This is a genomic window from Nocardia otitidiscaviarum NBRC 14405 (assembly GCF_000308635.1).
GTDB classification, from domain to species: Bacteria; Actinomycetota; Actinomycetes; order Mycobacteriales; family Mycobacteriaceae; genus Nocardia; species Nocardia otitidiscaviarum.
Window position 1 is genome coordinate 1 of sequence record NZ_BAGD01000035.1, and the last position, 18,028, is coordinate 18,028.

An 18,028-nucleotide genomic window follows, 5' to 3' on the forward strand; every position below is an offset into this window, starting at 1 on the left:
CCCTGGCCGCCGAGGCGGCGGGCAGCTTCCGCGCCGGCGCGGCACCGGGGGCGGGCTCGCCCATGATGGGCCCCATGGGTCCGGCGGGCGCGGGTGGTGCGGGAGCGCAGAACCAGGGCGGCAAGGAGCGCAAGCGGCCGGAATGGCTCGAATCGGAGGAGTACCTGGAGGAGGCCATCGGCGCGCCGCCGATCGTGGCGAAACCCGTGGTGGAGGACTGAACCGGTGCACCGGACCTGGAATCTCGGCGGCATGGAGCTGCTGGTCCTGTGGGAGGACACGAACGCGGAGTATCTGCCCGCGCCCCTGATGTTCGCCACCGGCGCCGAATGGTGGGACGAACATCTGGCCGAGAAGGTGCGGACCCGGGAGGAGTTGCGCCACCGCGATCCAGCCCTCGATCGGGTGGTGGCCGCGCTGCGTACGCCCGACATCCGCATCGAGGTGCGCGGCCGAGACGGCGGTGGCATGTCGGGCCCGACCGGAGCCATCCGGTGTTTCGGCGCCCGCTGCGGCGACCTCGGCTACCTCGTCACCCAGCGACCCGGTGAAACCCCGGGGCAGGCGGCGGGATTCACCATCGTGGAGTTCTACGCGGAGGAACTTGCGCGGGAGGTGGTCGCCGCGCTCCCGGACATCGACGCGGGCCGCGGCCGCGACCTGGTGCTGGCGCAGCGGGAGAGCCGCGATCAGACCGACTACGGGTTCGGATTGTCTCCGGCCCATGAGACCTACCACGGTTCGGCGATCGACCGCGCCGCCGAATTTCTCGCCGCGCCCGCGGCCGGCATCGGCACCATCACCGTGGCACAGGGCTATTCCGCCTACGGCCCCCGCGGTATCGCGCGGTATCGACTCGGCTGGCGTGACCTCGTCGACGACGGCCGCTACCTGATCACCGACGAGAACCCGCCCATGGCGGTGGCCGCCGACCGGCGGCGCATGCTCACCGCCATCGAGACCCGAATCGCCGAGGTGGCTTTCGTCCTCGACGACGAGCGGGTCTGACCGGACGCTCCACGCTCCTCGTTCTCGAAGTCGACGGACTTCTCACCCGCCGGGGCACGCCTCGCCGCTGCACCGTGCGCGCCTGCGGCGCTCCGCGCTATGTTCGGTGGTTCGGTGCCTCGACGTCGTGATGCGTACACTTGCTGTTCACTTCATGGGTATCGCAGCGGCGCGGTTCCGGCAGGGGTAGGCGAGTCGGGCGCGCTCACGCTGCGCCACAGCGGCTTCGGGTGAGGGAGGAGCGATACGGTGGCCGAAGGCGACAATCCATGGACCGGTCTGGCGCAGCAGGCGCAGCAGGGGCAGCTGCGCATCACCGAGACCGCGGCACGGGAGGCGGCCAATTTCGCGGCCGACTCGGTGCATTCGCTGACCTCCGTCGGCACGTATGTGTCCTTCGTCAAGGAGCACAAGGGCTTCAGCGACAACAACCATTTGCAGAAGGCGCTCGCCCTCGCCTCCCGTTTCGATGCGCAGGGTCGCCGGCTCGAGGAGTCGCTCGGCAAGTTCATCGACTTGGTGACCGCCATGGGCGAAACGCTCATGATCGCGGGGAAGCTGTACGACGACGCCGAGACCGACTCCAAGGCGGCGTTCGACGGGCTCGGACCCGCCGCCGCGGAGCGGGACAGATCAATGCTGGGTCCCAATCCTCGCTACGGCCAGATCGAAGTGCCGATGCCGGACGGGCGGAAGACGGCAGCGGAGATCCTGTCCTCGAACTACAGCGACGTCAAGGCGGTCGGCACCGGTGCGGATGACCCGAACTTGCACTTCGACGACCGCTACTCCGACCCGATCGACCCCGAGGACCCGAACGGTCATACCGGCCAGTGGTTCCAGACCGCCCGGGAGGGCATGGATCCGCAGAAGGTGGCCAACAGCAGCGGTGACTGGCAGTGGATCGCCGACCGCATCGATGAGGATTTCGACAATCTCACCGGCAGGCTGGAACGAATCGAGCAGGACGAGCAGTGGTCCGGTCAGGGCGCGGCCGCGGCCATCGCCGCGGCCAAACGCTTCAAGGCACAGGCCAACGACCTCACCACGGATATGCGCTCGATCTCGCGGAATCTGCTGTACGCGGCCGAATGGCTGTGGGGGACACAGCAATCGCTGCCGCGGAATGTGGGGCAATACAGCCCCGAGATCCAGGAGTCGCTGGTGCAGTCCGCGATCCAGGGCTGGAAGCGGTACTACATCCCCGGCCTCACCGCATCCAGCCTCGCCATCCCGAAACTGGCCGATCCGACCGCACCGCCGCCTTCGCTGGATCCGGGCGGTAACAACAACGGCGGCAACAACAACGGGGGCGGCACCGGCGGCGCTACGGGTGGCGGCGGTACGGGTGGCGGTGGCCGCGGCCTGAGCGCCGACCTTCAGCGGCAACTGGCCGCCGCGCGGCAGGCGGGATTGCCCCCGGACGCGGAGAACGGATCGCCCCGTCCGAATACGCCCTCTCCGGACGCGAATCGGGATCCGCGAGGGTCCCAGTCCGACTCGCGGACCGGCGGACAGCAGGGTCAGCAAGTCGCGCAGCAGTTGCAGAGCGCCGTGGACCAGGGGGTGCAATCGGCGCAGCAGGCCGCGGAACAGGCTCAGCAGGCGTTGGCCCAGCAGGCGCAGAACGATGTGCGGAACCAGTCGGCGAACGCACCGTTGGCGGGAATGCCCGCCGCGCTCAACGACCTCGCCAAGAAGGTGGGTGCCGGTGGACCGAAAGGGGGCGGCGGCGCACCGGGCGGCGGCGGTCCGCAGACTCAGCTCAGCGCAAACAGTCCCGCCTCGAAGCTCTTTCCCCGCGCCGCCCTGTCCGTCGATGCCGTCGGTACCGTCCGGGCCGGTCTCGCCACCGGCGCGGGCATGCCCATGAGCGGGCCGATGGGACCCGCGGGCGCTCCGGGTGCGGGTGCTCAGAATCAGGGCAAGGAACACAAGCGCCCGGACTTCCTCGATTCCGACGAGCATCTCGCCGACGCCATCGGTGAACCGCCGATCGTGGCGAAGCCCGTCGTGGAGGGGTGAATCGGTGGAAACGGAATCGGCGTTGCGCACCTGGACGCTCACCGATCTGGAGTTGTTGGTGCTCTGGGAGGATCTCGGTGCGGAATTCCTGCCCTGGCCACTGGTATTCGCCAGCCGCACCGAATGGTGGAGCGAGCATCTGGAGAACCTGGCCCGCACCCGCGACACCCTGCGGGATCGAGATCGTGCCGTCGACGAGGTGCTCCGGGCCGTGCATGCCCCCGATCTCCGCATCGCGGTGTTCGGACAGAACGGGTGCGATCCGCACGATCCGCACGGCAGTATCCGCATCCTCGGCGCGCGGTGTGGTGATCTCGCCTATCTGGTGACGCAGCTCCCCGGTGAAACGGTCCGGCACAGCAGCGGATTCACGATCGCCGAGTACTACGCGAACGAACTGGCCGAACGCGTGGTCGCGGCGCTGCCGGATGTCGGCGCCGGGCGGGGCCGGGAGATCGTGCTGGCCGGACGGGAGGACTCCGCCGAGGTGGATTACGGTTTCGGTCTTTCGCCGGCACACGAAACCATGGACGGATCGGTCGTGGACCGTGCCGCCGATTTCCTCGCGGCGCCCGCGTCTACCGTGGGCACCATCGACGTGGTGCAGGGGCGCTCCCGGTTCGGCCCGCGTGGCCTCGCCAGATACCGGCTGGAATGGCGAGACCTGACCGACGACGGCCGATATGTGATCATCGACGAGTACCCGCGAGTAGCCGTCGCCGCCGACCGCGGTCGACTGACAGCCACCCTGCACAACCGGATGGCCGAGGTCATGCTGGTACTCGAAGACGAACACGTGTGAAAGGCTGGATCAGCCAATGGGATACGACCCCGAACCCTTCCCGACCGAGTTCACGGCGTCGTCCCGGACGGGTTCGGTGGTGGTCACCACCACCGAACAGGGCCTGCCGCTGGGCATCGAGGTCGACCGCGACCGATTGCGCGGCGATCTGGGGCCGTTGGCCCGCGAGATCGTACTGCTGTGCCGGCAGGCGGCCAGCCGCGCCGGCATGGAACGGCGCGAGCATTTGCGCGCCGCCGGGCTTGCCCCGGAACACCTGGCGCTGACCAGGCTGCCCACCGCCGAGGAGGTGGCGCGCCAGGAGTACGCCGACGAGCAGGACTACGAAGACGAACCGGATAGTTGGTTGCGCCCGGTCTGATCTCCGCGATACACCAGAGGTCAGGGAATGAGAGGGGATTCGCGTGATCGAGTCGATGGACGAGCTGCAGGCGCGGGTGAACGGCCAGCTGAACCGGCTGTTGGATTTGCAGGACGCCATGGTCGCGGTGCGGATGCGGGAAACCTCACCGGACGGCGCGATCACCGTCGAGGTCGACGGCAACGGCGGACTGGTCGACCTGGAACTCGGCACCCCGGTATCGCGGATGTCGCCCGAGGAGTTCGAGCGCGTCCTGGTGGATACCTGCGCCACGGCGGCGGGGCGGGTCTTCGCGGAACGGTCGCGACTGGTGGTGGACTTCAACGACGAAATGGCCACCGGGAAATAACCATTCGGCCGCCAACTGTTAACCGTGATCGCCGGAAGTTCGTGGAAGATTACCTCGAATTGGCGAATCTTATTCTCGTAGACTACATTTCGAACGTAACTTGTTGACGGGAGCATTATGAGCAATCTCATTGCAACACCCGACGCGATCCGCGGCTACGGGGATGCTTCTGCCGCCATGGCCGGTGCGGTGCTCGGCGCCGCCAGCACCGACCAAGCCGCCACCATTGCCGCGATCGTGCCCGTCTTCGGCTTGATCGGCCAGGATTTCCTGGCGGCTTTCGCCTACGCGCAGGCCAATCACTTCTCCTCCGCCGCCGAACTCGCGGCCGTGCACGCCGGTACCGCGGTGGCCGCGTACGAGGCCGCCGGGACCTACGAGGCGGTCGACGCCGGGTCCGGCACCGATTTCCTCAACCTCACCGCGCAGCTATGAACCCGGTCCCGACCTCCGCGCCGGGACCGCTGGACCCCACCGTGCTGGACGCGTTGCGCGGCACGGCCCTCGGACCGCTGTTGGACCGGCCGGTCAACTCGATCCTGAAAGATATGGGCCTGCCGCAGCTGCCCGACCTGCCACCGGCCCCGCCGCTGCCCGAACTGCCCCCGCTGCCGCTGATCGACCTGGCCGCGCTCACCCGACCGCTCACCGATCTGGCTTCCAGCTTCGGTACCGGCCAGCTCGGCGACACCGGCGGACAGGATCCGATACAGGCGCTGTCCGGGGTCGCCAGTGCCCTGCAGCAGGCGATGACGCTCGCTACCAGCATCATGCAGCTGGCGTCTTCGCTGTGGCAGGGTGCCGGCGCGGCCGGCGCCGCCGAGAAGGGGACAGCGGCTGCCTCGGACGCGGCCGAACTCCAGGTACAGGGTGCGCAGCAGAAGACCGTGCTGGCCGGTGCGGCGGGCACGGTCGCGACCGGCGCGGCCAGCATGGCGGCCATCATCACGAAGTACATCACCGCGCTGGCGGCGTCGGCGCCCTTCCTGGTGACACCTCCGGGCCAGATCTTCGTGCTGACACTGACCACCGAGACGGCCGCGGAGGCGACGGCCGTGGTCGCCAAGACCAGGGCCGAGCTGACCGGCCACAGCGCCTCCATGACCGCGGCGGGCGAGAAGGTGAAGGTCACCAACGCCCCGCAGGGCGTGGATCCGATGCAGCACGTATCGCAGCTGCTCGGATTGGTGCAACCGTTGATGGGCATGGCCACCACCGGTGCGCAGACGGTCAAGCAGTTGCACGACATCAGCCAGCCCACGACGCAGCCCGAGGACGAACAGCGGACCACCGATACGGAGTCCGCCGGTCTCGCCACCCCGGAGGCCATGGGCGGACCCGTCGGGGCCGTGGCCGGACTCGGCGCAGCCGGCGCGGGAACGCAGCTGAGCCAGTGGTCCGGGGCACGTGCCGCCGCCGGTACGACTCCCAGCGCGCCCGCCGCCGTGACCGAATCGACCACCCCGGCCACCCGCACGGTGGGAACGGGCGGTACGGGCATGGTGCCGATGGGCGCGGGCGCCGGACTCGCCGCACGTGCCGGTGACGCCGACTCCGGCGATCACGAGGTACGCACCCAGTTGGTCACATCCGAACACGGTGACGCCGTGGTGGGTGATATGGGCAACACCGCGACCCCGGTGGTCGGCGCGGTGGGGACGCAGACTCCGCACGTCGAACGCTGACCCTGTAGGATGCCGTCGAAGGGAGGGACAATGAGCGAATTCAACTTGGGCGCTGTACGTTTCGACAAGGACACGGCACTGTCCGCGGCGGCTGCGCTGGACACGCTGGCGGACAACCTGGAGGCCGCGGTGCGCGCGGAAGCGCCGGTGCTGCCGGTGGCGGCGGCCGGAGCCGACGAGGTCTCGGTGCAGGCGGCCAACACCCTGACCGCGGTCGGCGCATCCTTCACCACCCAGTCCGACCTCGGCATCGCGGAACTGCGCAAACTGGCCGCGGCATTGCGCGATCAGGTGAGTACCTTCACCCGGGTGGAGGCCGACTCCGTCGCCGACTTCTCCGCCATCTCGACACTGGGCTGAATCCGGCCGGTGTCGAATCCGGACGGTTCGCCGTCGACCGAGCGCGCCCCCATCGACCGGCGGGAGTGCGCCCGGTCGGGCGGGCCGCCGCTCACCCGCCGATGACGAGTTCCACCGCGCGGTCCTTGGCGGCCTCGGCCACCTCGCCGATCCGGAATCCGCGCTCCGCCATATGCGCCAGCAGGTCCGGCTCCGGTGGCAATCCGTATTTGCGCAGATAGTGCGGAACCGATCCGGCCCAGACCCATTCGCCGTCGGTACGGAAGTTCAACGGCACGTCGCGTTCTCGCGGCGCGAACTCGTCCACGTCGAAGCCGCGCGCGGCCAGCACCACGGGAGCCGCCTCCAGATAGGTGAGGACGGCGTCCAAGACGGCGGGGTCCACCGCCACCCGATCGGCGTGCGGGCGGCCGTCGCCGTCGCGCCCGTCGTACACCCGCGCCAGGCGGGGGCTGGATTGCCGACTCATCGGTCCGTTGCCTCCTCGATGAACCGCGCCCATTCGGGCAGCGGACGTCCCTGCTCCACCGCGCGGCGCACCGTGCGCCGTGCGCGCGGCACATCGGGTGCCATGGCATCGAGCCAGCCGGTGGTGCTACCCCACATCGCACGGACCCTGCGGGTCCGCTCACCCTCGCCGATCTCCCAGACCGGTGGGTCCTCGTGGGTGAGATCGGCCCCGTCGACGACGTGGTAGGTCTGGCCCGGATACGCGGCCAGGACCAGCATCCCGGCGGGATCGCGCAGTCCGTGGTCCATGCCGCCCACCACCTCGAGCACATGGTGTTTCACCGGCCCGTCGATACCGTGGACGCCGAAAGTCATCGGGTGCAACCAGAATCCGGGCTGCTCACCGAGCAGACGCAGGGTCGCGCGCACCGCGCTCGGCACCTGTCGCACACCCTGTTCGGCGGCGAAGCGGTCGATCGCCGTGTCGGATGCGCCGACGACCGAATCCCGGCGCAATCCCGCCGCGAAGACCCGCTCGACGGTATCGCCGATCCGTATGCCCGGATCCGTGACCGGGGGAGTGCTCGCGGTGCGCGGCAGGATGAACCGGGCCCAGGATGGACGCGGTCGACCATCGCGGTCGTACCGTTCCAGCTCCCGGCGCCGACTTTCGACGAGCGGCTCCATCTCGGTGAACCACGCGGAGGTCGAGTCCCAACGGCGGACCACCCGGTCGTCGCCGATTTCCCAGACCGGTGGGTCGTCCAACGCCAGGTCCGCCCCGTCGATCCCGTGGAAGAGATAGCCCTGATGCGCCGACAGCACCAACATGCCCGCCGGATCGCGCATCTCCGATTCGGTCCGGCCGTACACCCGGCTGACGACACCGCGCTTCACCGTATCGTCGATACCGCTCTCGACTCCGAAATCGGTTCCATCGAACCATAATCCAGGTCCGCCGCCGATCAGCCGGAACACCTCGCGCACCGCGACGGGAACGTGCGCGACCTGTTGCCGGTTGGCGTAACGCACGATCTCCTCGTCGGTGGCGCCCCGCACCGAATCCCGTCGCAAGCCCTGCGCGAGCACCTCCTCGAAGGCGGACCGGATCCGCTCGCGCGCTGCCTCCTGTGATCGAGTCATAACGGATACAACCTATCGAGCGCGAGGTTGACGGCCTCCAACCGGATATTGGGGAACATGCGCTGATACACCTCGAGCAGGTTGGTGCACGAGAAGCAGATCTGGAACCGCTCGGGCATATCGTGTGTCCGAGCGGATGGCAGGTCGATGACCAGTCGTAGGTCACCGGCGATATCCGCGGCGGTGAACGGGGTATGGGCCCGGCCCTCCCGGGCGGCCGCCGCGGCGGCGCGGGCATTGAGCTCGTCGATGGCCAACTCGATGCGCAGTCGGGTGCGCTGCTCTTCGGCCGCACGGCCCGGCCGCATATCGGGAACGGCCGACTTGTGCACCTCCTGCGCGTCCTGAACGACCTGGTCCACCAGCTCCCAGGGCAGATCGGTGTCGTTCACCAACTCGTGCACCGTGGCGTCCCGGATGGTCCGGGGCGTGTAGGGGGTGCCGTTGGCGGCGGCTTCCCGGGCCGCGTCGCGGTTGTCCTCGACGAGGAAGCGGTTGATCTCCAGCCACGTCTTCCGCACCTCGGCGTAATCGGCCTTCGCCGCGGTATCCACCGCCTGGATGGCCTCGTTCAGCACCCGCTCGACATCCTCGCGGGGCAGCCCGCTGTACTGCTCCAACTGGTGCCGCAGCAGTTCCTCGAACAGCTTCGGTTCGGAGTCGTTGGCGCGGTCGGTGCCCTCACCCGTGCGCGGCACGCCGGTTTCCGGATCGTAGGAGGTGGCGTGGAAGGTCTCGAAGACACGCTGCCCCTTGGGCGGCCGGTCCGGTGCTTTCGACGCGGGTGCCCAATCGTGGTGCGCGCCACTGAAGTTGAAGAAGTCGGTGGCGGTGCCGACCCTGGCGTCCCGGTAGCGGGCCGTGGTGAGGGCGCGATCCAGAGGGCGGCGCTTCCCGTCCACGGCGGGATTTCGATTGGTCTCGGCCTGGACTGATTCGAAGCCCGCTAGACGCCGTTCCCGGTTCTCGTCCCGCAACTCGCGGAAGTCCTCGAGCCGCTGCGGGGTGTCGGGGATATCGCGGGCGCGATCGCGTGCCCGGTCGGGGTCCAGGTCGAGAACGTCCTCCGGCCGAGTGCCGGGTGCGAAGCCGTCCTCGGTGGCGGCGGTCGTGGTGCCGTCCGGATGATGGGTCTGCCACAGCCCGTCCGGTGGGATGCGGGGCCGCCGGTTGCCGTCGGGACCGATCTCGGCGGTGGCGGTGTAGACGCGGCCCGCGGAGTCGGTCCAGGCCGGTGCCGTGGGCGCGAGCACATCCACACCCAGATGCTCGGCCAGTCGGGTGGCGAAGGTGTTCGAACCGGCGTCACAGCCGATGAGGCGAATGGGAGTGCTTCCGTCCCAACCGGTTCGGCGGAGCAGATCGCCGTACTGTGCGGGTGTGTAGAGGTCGTCGCCGATGCGCGCGTGCCCGTCCGGGGTGATGTGGACGTCGGCGGTGAAGCGATTCGGATCCGGCGGCACCCGGTGGGGCAGGTCGCCGAGGACCGGATCACCGCGATGGTGCGAGACACCGGCGGGAGTCGGCTCGGCGTAGCGCGTGGCGGCGGGCACCGCATCCGCGTAGGTGGATCGGATGTCCTGCGAATTCGCTTGGTCGGCAACCGATTCCGTCGCCTGCGCGCCATCGGGGTCGTAGACGATCACCATGCGGTGGTCGGGACGCGGCGGCACGAACTGCGCCATCTTCCCGGCGTCCAGCGTATTGCTGGCTCCGGCGTCGATGGTGTAGTCGTAGTCGTCGTTGCCCGGGGGCGGGAATTCGGTGCTCTCGGCCACCCGGAACGGGCCGCCGGTGTCGCCGTAGCGGCGCTGAATCGCCTCCCACAGTTTGTCGCCGTCGATGTGCCCGCGGTCGCCGAGCCGGCCGCCGTTCTCGATCGGCTTCTCCGGCTTCATATCCCATTGCAGCTCGATCCTGCCACCGGGCGCGAGTGTGTTCGCCAGTCCGGCGGCCAGCGCGTCGTAGGCGGCATCGGGCAGTTTGGCGCTGACATTGTTGATGTAGATCCGTGCCACGGCGCCGGTGGTACCGTCGCCGAGTACGTGGCCGCTGAACAACAGGTCACCGAACACCATGACGGTGCCCGGTTCGGTGAGCGGTCCCGGGTCGAGAATGCCGAGATTGCGGCGGCGCTGCCCGGCCACGGCGAAATCGGAGGCGAGTTCGGTCTTGATGACCAGACCGGCACCGGATCGGTCGCCGACCGGTGTCATCTCGACGGCGAAGGCGCTGCGGCCGACGCCGACGTCGATGGTGTGCGCACCGGCGACCGCCGCGGGCACGGACGGCCGGGGCTGATGCGGAAGCGGCTGGTTGTCGGGGCCGAACACGTTCTGCGCCAAGGGAAGCCGATGTTGCGGTCGTGGCCGTGACAGGATCTCGACCGCGGCGGCGCCGTCGGCCGGATCGTGCACGATCACGGCGAACTCGAGGTTCAGCCCGTTCTCGGTGGCGCCGCGATTGGCCCGGTCGACCTGCCGGAGGAGGTCGCCGAGCGTGGTCTGCTCACCGTCGACGGTGAGCGCGCCCGTGGCCGGATCGAGGACGCCGGTAATACGGCTCGGACCGATCCCGAAGGCGTCCGCGGCCTCGTGCATGCGGTGGAACGCCGCCGGACCGAGGGCATCGCGGAAGGCGTCGGGCATGGCGTTGTGGAATGTGTCGATGGCCTGGTGCACCGCCTGGGCTCGATCCGGCCCGCTGAAGGTCGGATTGTTGATCGCCTCGTTGATCGGATCGAGTGCGCTCAGCAGCTCCGGCGTCTTCACGGTCTTGCGCGCGGGTGCGGCGGCGGGATCGTTGAAGATGGGGTCGAAGACACGCCGCGCGAGTTCCTCGCGCATTCGCCCGTCGAGCGCGCGCTGCTCCACCCGCACGACATCGTCGACGAAGTCGCCGCCCAGCAGGTGTCGGAGGCGGTCGAGGTGTGCTGTCGGGTCGAGGTCGGTATTCGGCAGGTTCTGGTCGATGGTCGGTCGTGCGCCGAGCACGTCGCGCAATTCGAGGTCGATGCGCCGCGCGAGTTCGGGATGCCGGTCGGTCAGGTGCTGCCGCACGGTGTCGGCGTGCTCCGGATCGTGGAAGCCGAGCTGGTTCACCAGATCGTTCAGATCGGTTCGCAGCCCCGGGAGTTCGCGCGACCGCGCGGGATCGAAGGTCGCGCGGTCGATCTGCGCGGTGAGCACCCGCAGCTCCGCGAAGCGGCCGTCGAGGTGCGGCGTCTGCTGGGACGGGCGATCGGCGATCGGGTCGATGTCGATCACCGGATCCTGCGAGAGCCGGATCTCGGCCAGCTCGTGGGCGACCGCCCGGACGACGTCCTGATCGCGTGTCCGCGGCGAGACGTGCACCTCGTAGCCCGAACCATCGGGGCGGGAGGTGAATTCCGCGACCGCGCCGTCGGTGGTGGGGCCGACGGCGACCGTCACGGTCCGGCCGTCGGGCAGCACGAAGTGGCCCTGGTCCCGGTTCCACGCCATGCCCTCGGGCGTGATCAGGCCCAGATTGTTGCCGATCTCCCCGGACAGGCGCTCGGGCGTCAGGTCGGGCTGGCCCTCGGGGCGTGCGCTGCCGTCGAAGTCGCCGACCCGGCTCGCGGCGCCGTGCTCCGGTGAGCGGTTCGGGCCGCGGGTGCCCTGCGGCGTGGAGTCGGAACCGCTCGGTCCGGGGATCGGCGTCGCGATCGGCACCACCGCTGCGGTGTCGACGGGGGTATCCGGTGAGCTCTGCTCGCGATCGACGGTGGTATCGGCGGACGCGGGCGCGCCGGGTGGTTCGACCCCGGTTCGGCCTGCCTGCATCGGTCCGGTGGTGCCCGGGTACGGAGCGCGATCCGCGCCCGCACGGATCTCCACACCCGCCGACGGCCGATCGGCATCGGCTGTCGCCGGTGCGAATCGGCTTGGCGCACTGCTACCTCCGTCCAACGGAGGCGCGGTCGGGCCGTTGTCCGGGAGTGTGGCCGACGTCGCGTCGGGGGGTGCGGTCGACGTCGCATCCGAGGGTGTGGTCGGGCTCGCGCCGGAGGGTGTGGGCGACGTGGCATCCGAGGGTGTGGTCGGGCTCGCGCCGGAGGGTACGGTCGACGTCGCATCTGAGGGTGCGGTCGGGCTCGCGTCGGAAGGTGTGGGCGACGTCGTGCCCGGGGATGTCGTCGGACTGACGCTCGGGGTCGCGCCCGGGGGTGCGGTCGGACCCGCGTTCGCTGGGGTGACGCGGGTCGCACCGGTCGAGTCTGCCCCGCGCGCGCCGCTACCGGACGGGGAAGATGTGGATGCGGTGGTCGACGTCGGTGCCGACGCGGTGGTGCCGGAGGTGCCCGACGTGCTTCCGGCAAGACCGGTCGGTGCGCCACCGAGGGGTGCGGCCGGACCCGCGCCGACGGGTGCTGTCGATGCCGCCCCCGTGTCGGCCGTCGGGGACGTGGATCCCGCATTCGTCGCGGGCGCGTCGATGGCGGAGCGCTGGCCGGGCTGCGATTTCGAATTGTCCGAGGTATCCGAGCTCGAATGGGGGTCGTCGGACACGCCCGAGGGCTCGGTTCCGTCGCGAGTCGAGTCCTGTTCACTCGTCGCATGATCCGAGTCGGCCTCGGCGCGCTGCGAGTCCTCGCGCCGGTCCGATTCGTCGCGATTCGAGGACGAGTCGGTGTCCGATCTGCCCGGCTCGCCGTCGGACTTGTCCCCAGCCCGCGTGCCGCCGTCCGAGGATTCCGAATCGGCGCGGTCGGACCGGCCACCCGCATCCGCGTCGGCCTCCGAGCTCGGTCGCCCGGTCTGCCCACCGCCGGGGGATTCGCCCCCCGAACTCGAGGTCTGATCGTCGCCGGACCGGGATGCGGAATCGGCGCCGATAGGCGCGGTCTCACTCGACCCGGCCGGGCGCAGGGATGGACCGTCGCCCGATGTGGTGCTACCGGAGTTCGCGCCCACGTTCGGCGTATTGCCGCCGGTGGTGCCGGGATCGCCGTCGGTACCGGTCGGGCTGGTCGTCGTGTCGGTGCCGGGGACCGGCCCAGTGCTGCTGCCATCGCCGATGGTGGAGTCCAGGGGCGCGCCGGAGAAATCGGACTTTCCGCTGAACCCGTAGAGGGCGCTCGGCCCAGCCCCCGACAGCGCACCGCCGGTGAGCGAGCGCGGATCGAAATCCCAGTTGCCGGTGAGGGCACCGCCGCCCAGCCACGCGGCCCCGGCCCCGGCCGTACCGGCGGTGGCGCCGGTGAGAGCGCCGTTCAGCGCACCCTTCCAACCGCCCATATCGGTGGGGAACAGGTGACCCGCACCGAAACCGACGCCGCCGCCCACCCCACCGGCGAAGGCGGAGACGGCGGCATTGATGCCGACCTTGTTCCAGTCGTAGCCGTCGATACTGCCGGTCTGGTTCTGAATGGCCTGCACCAGCAGCTCTTCGCTGACCCCCTGCACGGTCTCGACCAGCGCCTCCTGGCCGATCTCGTAGACCAGTTTGGGGAGAATCCGCTGCAGTACCGGTCTGGTGATGTGCCGGCCCAGGGTGGTCGTGATGCGCAGGGCCAGCCGTTCCGCGAGCTTGCGGAACGTAATGCGAGCCATGGCGAAGATGGTGCCGTGCAGCAGCGGCGCGGCGGGTCCGGCGGCAGCGGCCCAGGCCAGTTCCGCCAGCAGCCAGCCGCCCGCGATATAGAAGCTGAGCTTGGCGGCCTGGAGTTCGTCGCCCATGCCGTCGGCGGCCGCGGCGAGCGAACGGTAGTGCTCGGCGAGTTGCCCGATGGACCCGTGCTCCTCGGACCCCTCACCCTCGCGCAGTGGTTTCAGCCACTCCAGGATCTTGTCGCCGCCGGTACCGTCGGGGTAGGCGTCACCGACACCGCGGACGAGATCGTCCAGATCGTTCAGGAGGGCGTCGACCTCATCCGCGACGGCCTGCAAATCGCGGCCCATCTGCCACATGAGGTCTTCATTGCCGTGCGGCCAGTCCGCTCCGACCAGCCATTCCAGCCACTCCAGCCATGACGGAAACTGAAGTGCCACACATATCCTCGGACGGTGTCGTGTTGATCTCGGCGAGATCGACTGTGCCACAACGGGTAGGTGAACTCAACATGAACACCGTAGTGATAGCCTCCCGACGGAGGAGATGGCATGGGCGAGATTCCGGGAGCACGACAGGAGCTCGACCGCCTGGGTCAGGCCCTGCGTGCGCAGCTCACCGAGCTCGTCGCCCGGCTGACCCCCGAGGCGGCCGATGATCTCTTCATGCCCGCCGAACCCAAGGTTGCCGACTGGCGCGAGCCGGAAGGGTACCGATACTCGGCGATCGTGCGTGGGACGCGCTCGGCGGATCCCGGGAGCGTGCTCGACCGCGCGAGTGACCTGCTGACCGCCGCGGCGTGGCGGGTTTCCGGACCGGAGGATTCCGACGGGCGCGGCGCCATGGTGCTCACGGGCAGCCGTGACGGCATGACGATCGAGATTCGCGTCTGGGCGGACGCTCCCGGCGTGCTGTACAGCGCGCACACTCCCGCCGTCGCGCTCTACACGCCGGAACCACCGGAAGCGCCCGAGCCGGTCCGCACACCGGATACGGTCACACCCGGCTATGTGCTGTGCTACGAATGCGACGGTCTGGGCTGGTGCCCGACCTGCGGTGGGCAGGGCTGGATCACCGGCGCCGACGGTGACCAGCAGCCGTGCCCGGAGTGCCTGCGTCAGCGGGTCTGCCCCATCTGCCGCGGCGCGGGACAGCTGTACATCACCGACCTGCGACCGGAGGAGCGCGCACTCTACGCGGAGCTGCGCGACGAGCCGCAGTAGGCTGCCCGGTGCCTGGTCGTCAGAGGAGGGGAGTGCCCGTGCCGGATGTCTTGCCGTTGGCGCGGACCAATGCCGAGGCACGGCTGTTCCTGGATCTGCAACCCTGCCCGGAATGCGGTGCGGGCAGCTGCGTCTTCCGCAGCGCGGTGGTGACCGTGGACGGCGTGCTGGCCAGCCGCTACACCGGCGACTGCGGACAGTGCGGTGCGCATCGGGTGTACGAATTCCGGCTGCCCGACGTGGTGCTGCCGCCGCCCGCCGATTCGGTGCGATTCGGTGCGGAGGATCCCTCGCAACTGCTGGACCCCGGTGTGTGGCTGTGGTACTCGGATATGTGTGCCCGCCGGGTCCCCGCCGACGGCGCGGAATTGGACGGTCGAGCGCGCCGCACCGCCCGGCACACCCTGGCGACAGCGCTGGCCGCGGTCGACGAGGTGCTGAAATTCCTGCCGCCGAATGAGAACCGGGTGCCCGCAGCGGCCTTCTTCTCCGCGGATGGCCGAGCGGTATACGACCGGGAGCCCGGACGCTTCACCCGAGAACGGCTGACGGCCATCCGCGATCAGTACGCCGCGACGCTGGCCCGCTGGTAGCACAGCCACCGACTACGCGGGCGCGCCACTCGGATACCGCTGATTGGTCGATCGATCACGGGGAACTGGTGGCGGCGTCGGCCGAGAGCGGTCCGCCACCAGTTCCCCGTCGCCGATTCATCCATTCCGCGTGATCGTCACCAGGACCGGTCGGTCGCACCGGGATTTCCTCGGGAACGCCACTCCTCGTATTCCTCGGCATCGGCGTACGTCGGGGCGTCGGCTTCCCGGTCGAGCCGTTCCCGAGCGTCCGGCGGTGCCATGGACGCGTCGGGGATGGCGGGCCGCTGATCTTCCAGGTCGGGCAGTTCCTCGAGCAGTTCCGACAGCTTCGGCATCCTGGCCCGCCGATCCGCCAGCGGCCGCATCAACTCCTCGGTCTTGCGCGCCGCCTCCGCTGCCGCCTTCTGCGCCGCGCTGGTGACCGCCTTGGCGATCTCGGCATACGACAACTCGCCGACATCATCGGCGAACCGGGTAGCGATCACCGCGCCATCGGCATTGACGGTCACGGTGACCCGTCCGCCACCGGCCGTCGCGGCGGCGGTGAGCCTGGCTCGCTCCTGCGCCGCCGCCCCGATGGCCCGCATCTGCTCGGAGAAACCCTCCAGCAGGGTCGCCGCATCACCTTCGCCGTACACGCCCCGCACTCCTACTAGAACCGGCCGGTATTGCGCTGTTCCATCAGCCGCAGATTCTGCGCGGCCTCGGTGAGCCCCTGCACCAGATTCCCGAACGAGCTGGACAGATTATCCGTTCCGGTAGCCATATTCCGACTCCCCGCCACGAACCCCTCATCCCCGTCCGCGAACTTGCTCCCGAACTCGTCATCCCCCCACGCGGCCTGCCCCGCCGACACCGCCGCCCGCGCCCGCCCGGCAATCCCGGACAACCGATCCCGAATATCCCCCGCGATTTCCGCGACCCCGTCGACCCGGTCCGGATCGACCTCAACCCGCTCAGCCATGGGATCCCCTCCGAGGTTCCGGCAGCCGTCCGCTGCGCGCGACAACACAGTGAGATCGACTGTGCCACAGCCGCTTGGTGACCACAATATGAACGGCGGGTGACGCACCGAACGTCCAAGCGGCACTTCTCGGACGGGCAACGCGGCGATCCGACGAATTCGGTGCGAAGCGGGGAACTCTCGGTCCGGGGGACGTTCTGCTGGAGTGGGGCGAAGCGCGGACTGCTGTTAGATTGACGCGGACCGGTCGGCATTCCGGCGGGGATCGAAGGTAGGAAGTCCGGTCGCTGGCACAGCGGCGGACCTAGGGGGAGATGCGGTTGCGGTACCACCGGCTTGCCGCCGTGGCGCTCGCCGCCACGGCCATTGTTTCGGCCGGGTGTTCGGACGGAAGCAAGGATCCGGCCCGGGATTTCGGTCCTTATCCGAGCGAGCGGATCGACGATGACTACGACGACCGTCCCAGCCGGGCGCGCGGGATTCTGGTGGAGTCGCTACGACTCGGTGAGCACCTGGTGTACGCCGATGAGATCGACTCCGCGCTGACGGTGGGTCGAGGGGGCGGGGTCATCGCCAACCACACCGGAGTCGCGAGCATGATCTCGGGGCCGCAGCGCTCCGCCTTGGACGGTTACCCGGTGCTGGGCGCGTTCGGAGCCATTGCCGCTGATCGGGACTACGGTGGCGAGCAGACCGAGACCATGCTCTCGATCTCCCTCATCGCACTGCCCGACGAACAGACTGCGGCGGCCGCGGCAGCCGCCATGGCCAGGGCCGATTTCGAGACCAATGCCGACAACGTGCCGGTCGCGGTAGACGCCTACCCGACGGCGCTGAGCCACTGGCGGCCCGGAGTGCCGACCATCGGCAGCTGGCTGACTTGGAAATCGGTGGTCATCCGCATTTACGCGCGCATACCCGAGCCGAACCTGGAGCGGCTCGTCGAGATGGCGACTCAGGCATACCGCGCGCAGCTCGCGAACCTCGAGAGCTTCACCCCCACCCCGGAGGCCGAGCTGCCCTCGCTGCGACTGGACCCGGACAACCTGTTGCCCCGGCTCGTGAAGACCGGTGATTACATACCCGACGATCGGGACTTCGCGGTCTACAGCCCGCGGACATTCGCGCTGCTGGTCGGCAAACCCACCGAGGCGCTCGCCGCGTACTCGACCCACGGGATCACCGCGATCGGGGTATCGCACAACAAGTTTCTGTTCCGCCTCGCCGACCCGGCGAGAGCGGACGAGGCGGTCGAGTATCTGGCGTCGGGGGACGAGCAATTGGAGTACGTCCCCATGTCCGGTGTCTCCGGCCTCGAGGGTGTGACCTGTTATCGGGCACAGCAGCCGTCCACAATGCAGAAGGAGGCCAGGCGATTCCGCTGCTTGATCGCGCGCGGTGATGCCGTGGCGCGGGTCTTCAGCAACCAGGAGAGCGACGTCCGTCAGCTGGCGGCGGCGCAGTACGCGGCACTGGGAGATGAACGGTGAG

Annotated in this window: 16 protein-coding genes and 1 pseudogene; 12 read left to right on the plus strand and 5 right to left on the minus strand. The window is 69.3% G+C overall.

What is annotated here, in order from left to right; genetic code table 11:
* The 9 genes and pseudogenes from ON31_RS05300 to ON31_RS05340 form a co-directional block, all read left to right on the plus strand.
* Positions 1-221 (plus strand): annotated as a pseudogene (locus tag ON31_RS05300) (hypothetical protein); the annotation flags it as partial.
* 4 nt (positions 222-225) lie between these two features.
* The gene (locus tag ON31_RS05305; RefSeq protein ID WP_051036884.1) at positions 226-1,008 is read left to right on the plus strand and encodes an ESX secretion-associated protein EspG; all 783 of its coding nucleotides are present in this window, start codon (positions 226-228) and stop codon (positions 1,006-1,008) included.
* Positions 1,009-1,257: 249 nt separating this feature from the next.
* The gene (locus ON31_RS05310) at positions 1,258-3,033 is read left to right on the plus strand and encodes a hypothetical protein (protein ID WP_039809872.1); all 1,776 of its coding nucleotides are present in this window, start codon (positions 1,258-1,260) and stop codon (positions 3,031-3,033) included.
* A 4-nt stretch (positions 3,034-3,037) separates the two neighbouring features.
* On the plus strand, positions 3,038-3,835 hold the full coding sequence (locus ON31_RS05315; protein WP_051036885.1) for an ESX secretion-associated protein EspG: 798 nt from the start codon (positions 3,038-3,040) through the stop codon (positions 3,833-3,835).
* 16 nt (positions 3,836-3,851) lie between these two features.
* On the plus strand, positions 3,852-4,196 hold the full coding sequence (locus ON31_RS05320; RefSeq protein ID WP_039809873.1) for a hypothetical protein: 345 nt from the start codon (positions 3,852-3,854) through the stop codon (positions 4,194-4,196).
* A 43-nt stretch (positions 4,197-4,239) separates the two neighbouring features.
* The gene (locus ON31_RS05325) at positions 4,240-4,545 is read left to right on the plus strand and encodes a YbaB/EbfC family nucleoid-associated protein (protein ID WP_029923674.1); all 306 of its coding nucleotides are present in this window, start codon (positions 4,240-4,242) and stop codon (positions 4,543-4,545) included.
* A 117-nt stretch (positions 4,546-4,662) separates the two neighbouring features.
* Entirely contained in the window at positions 4,663-4,980 is a 318-nt protein-coding gene (locus ON31_RS05330) for a type VII secretion target (RefSeq protein WP_039809876.1), read from the plus strand.
* A complete protein-coding gene (locus ON31_RS05335) occupies positions 4,977-6,230 on the plus strand; it encodes a hypothetical protein (RefSeq protein WP_039809877.1) in 1,254 nt (417 codons plus the stop codon). The genes ON31_RS05330 and ON31_RS05335 overlap by 4 nt, the downstream gene beginning before the upstream one ends.
* Before the next feature lie 30 nt (positions 6,231-6,260).
* On the plus strand, positions 6,261-6,590 hold the full coding sequence (locus ON31_RS05340) for a PE family protein (protein WP_029923677.1): 330 nt from the start codon (positions 6,261-6,263) through the stop codon (positions 6,588-6,590).
* 91 nt (positions 6,591-6,681) lie between these two features.
* Here the strand turns inward: ON31_RS05340 and ON31_RS05345 are convergent, their stop codons facing one another.
* From ON31_RS05345 to ON31_RS05355, 3 genes are read right to left on the minus strand one after another with little or no spacing between them, the layout of a single operon-like run.
* On the minus strand, positions 6,682-7,059 hold the full coding sequence (locus ON31_RS05345) for a hypothetical protein (protein WP_147287042.1): 378 nt from the start codon (positions 7,057-7,059) through the stop codon (positions 6,682-6,684).
* The gene (locus ON31_RS05350; protein ID WP_039809880.1) at positions 7,056-8,183 is read right to left on the minus strand and encodes an SMI1/KNR4 family protein; all 1,128 of its coding nucleotides are present in this window, start codon (positions 8,181-8,183) and stop codon (positions 7,056-7,058) included. Before ON31_RS05350 ends, ON31_RS05345 begins: the two co-directional genes overlap by 4 nt.
* Positions 8,180-14,194, minus strand: coding sequence for a WXG100-like domain-containing protein (locus tag ON31_RS05355; RefSeq protein ID WP_039809882.1), 6,015 nt, complete (start codon positions 14,192-14,194; stop codon positions 8,180-8,182). Before ON31_RS05355 ends, ON31_RS05350 begins: the two co-directional genes overlap by 4 nt.
* Positions 14,195-14,305: 111 nt before the next feature.
* Between ON31_RS05355 and ON31_RS05360 the strand changes: the two genes are divergently transcribed.
* Complete coding sequence (locus ON31_RS05360; RefSeq protein ID WP_051036887.1) at positions 14,306-14,977, plus strand: DnaJ-like cysteine-rich domain-containing protein; 672 nt, start codon at positions 14,306-14,308, stop codon at positions 14,975-14,977.
* 38 nt (positions 14,978-15,015) lie between these two features.
* On the plus strand, positions 15,016-15,570 hold the full coding sequence (locus tag ON31_RS05365; RefSeq protein ID WP_039809884.1) for a hypothetical protein: 555 nt from the start codon (positions 15,016-15,018) through the stop codon (positions 15,568-15,570).
* 137 nt (positions 15,571-15,707) lie between these two features.
* Here the strand turns inward: ON31_RS05365 and ON31_RS05370 are convergent, their stop codons facing one another.
* Together ON31_RS05370 and ON31_RS05375 are read right to left on the minus strand one after the other, a co-directional pair.
* Positions 15,708-16,211, minus strand: coding sequence for a YbaB/EbfC family nucleoid-associated protein (locus ON31_RS05370; protein WP_085996344.1), 504 nt, complete (start codon positions 16,209-16,211; stop codon positions 15,708-15,710).
* Positions 16,212-16,225: 14 nt separating this feature from the next.
* On the minus strand, positions 16,226-16,537 hold the full coding sequence (locus tag ON31_RS05375; protein ID WP_039809886.1) for a hypothetical protein: 312 nt from the start codon (positions 16,535-16,537) through the stop codon (positions 16,226-16,228).
* A 320-nt stretch (positions 16,538-16,857) separates the two neighbouring features.
* Here ON31_RS05375 and ON31_RS05380 point away from each other — a divergent pair, with 320 nt between their 5' ends.
* Entirely contained in the window at positions 16,858-18,027 is a 1,170-nt protein-coding gene (locus ON31_RS05380) for a DUF7373 family lipoprotein (protein ID WP_147287043.1), read from the plus strand.
* The last annotated feature ends 1 nt before the right edge of the window (position 18,028 follow it).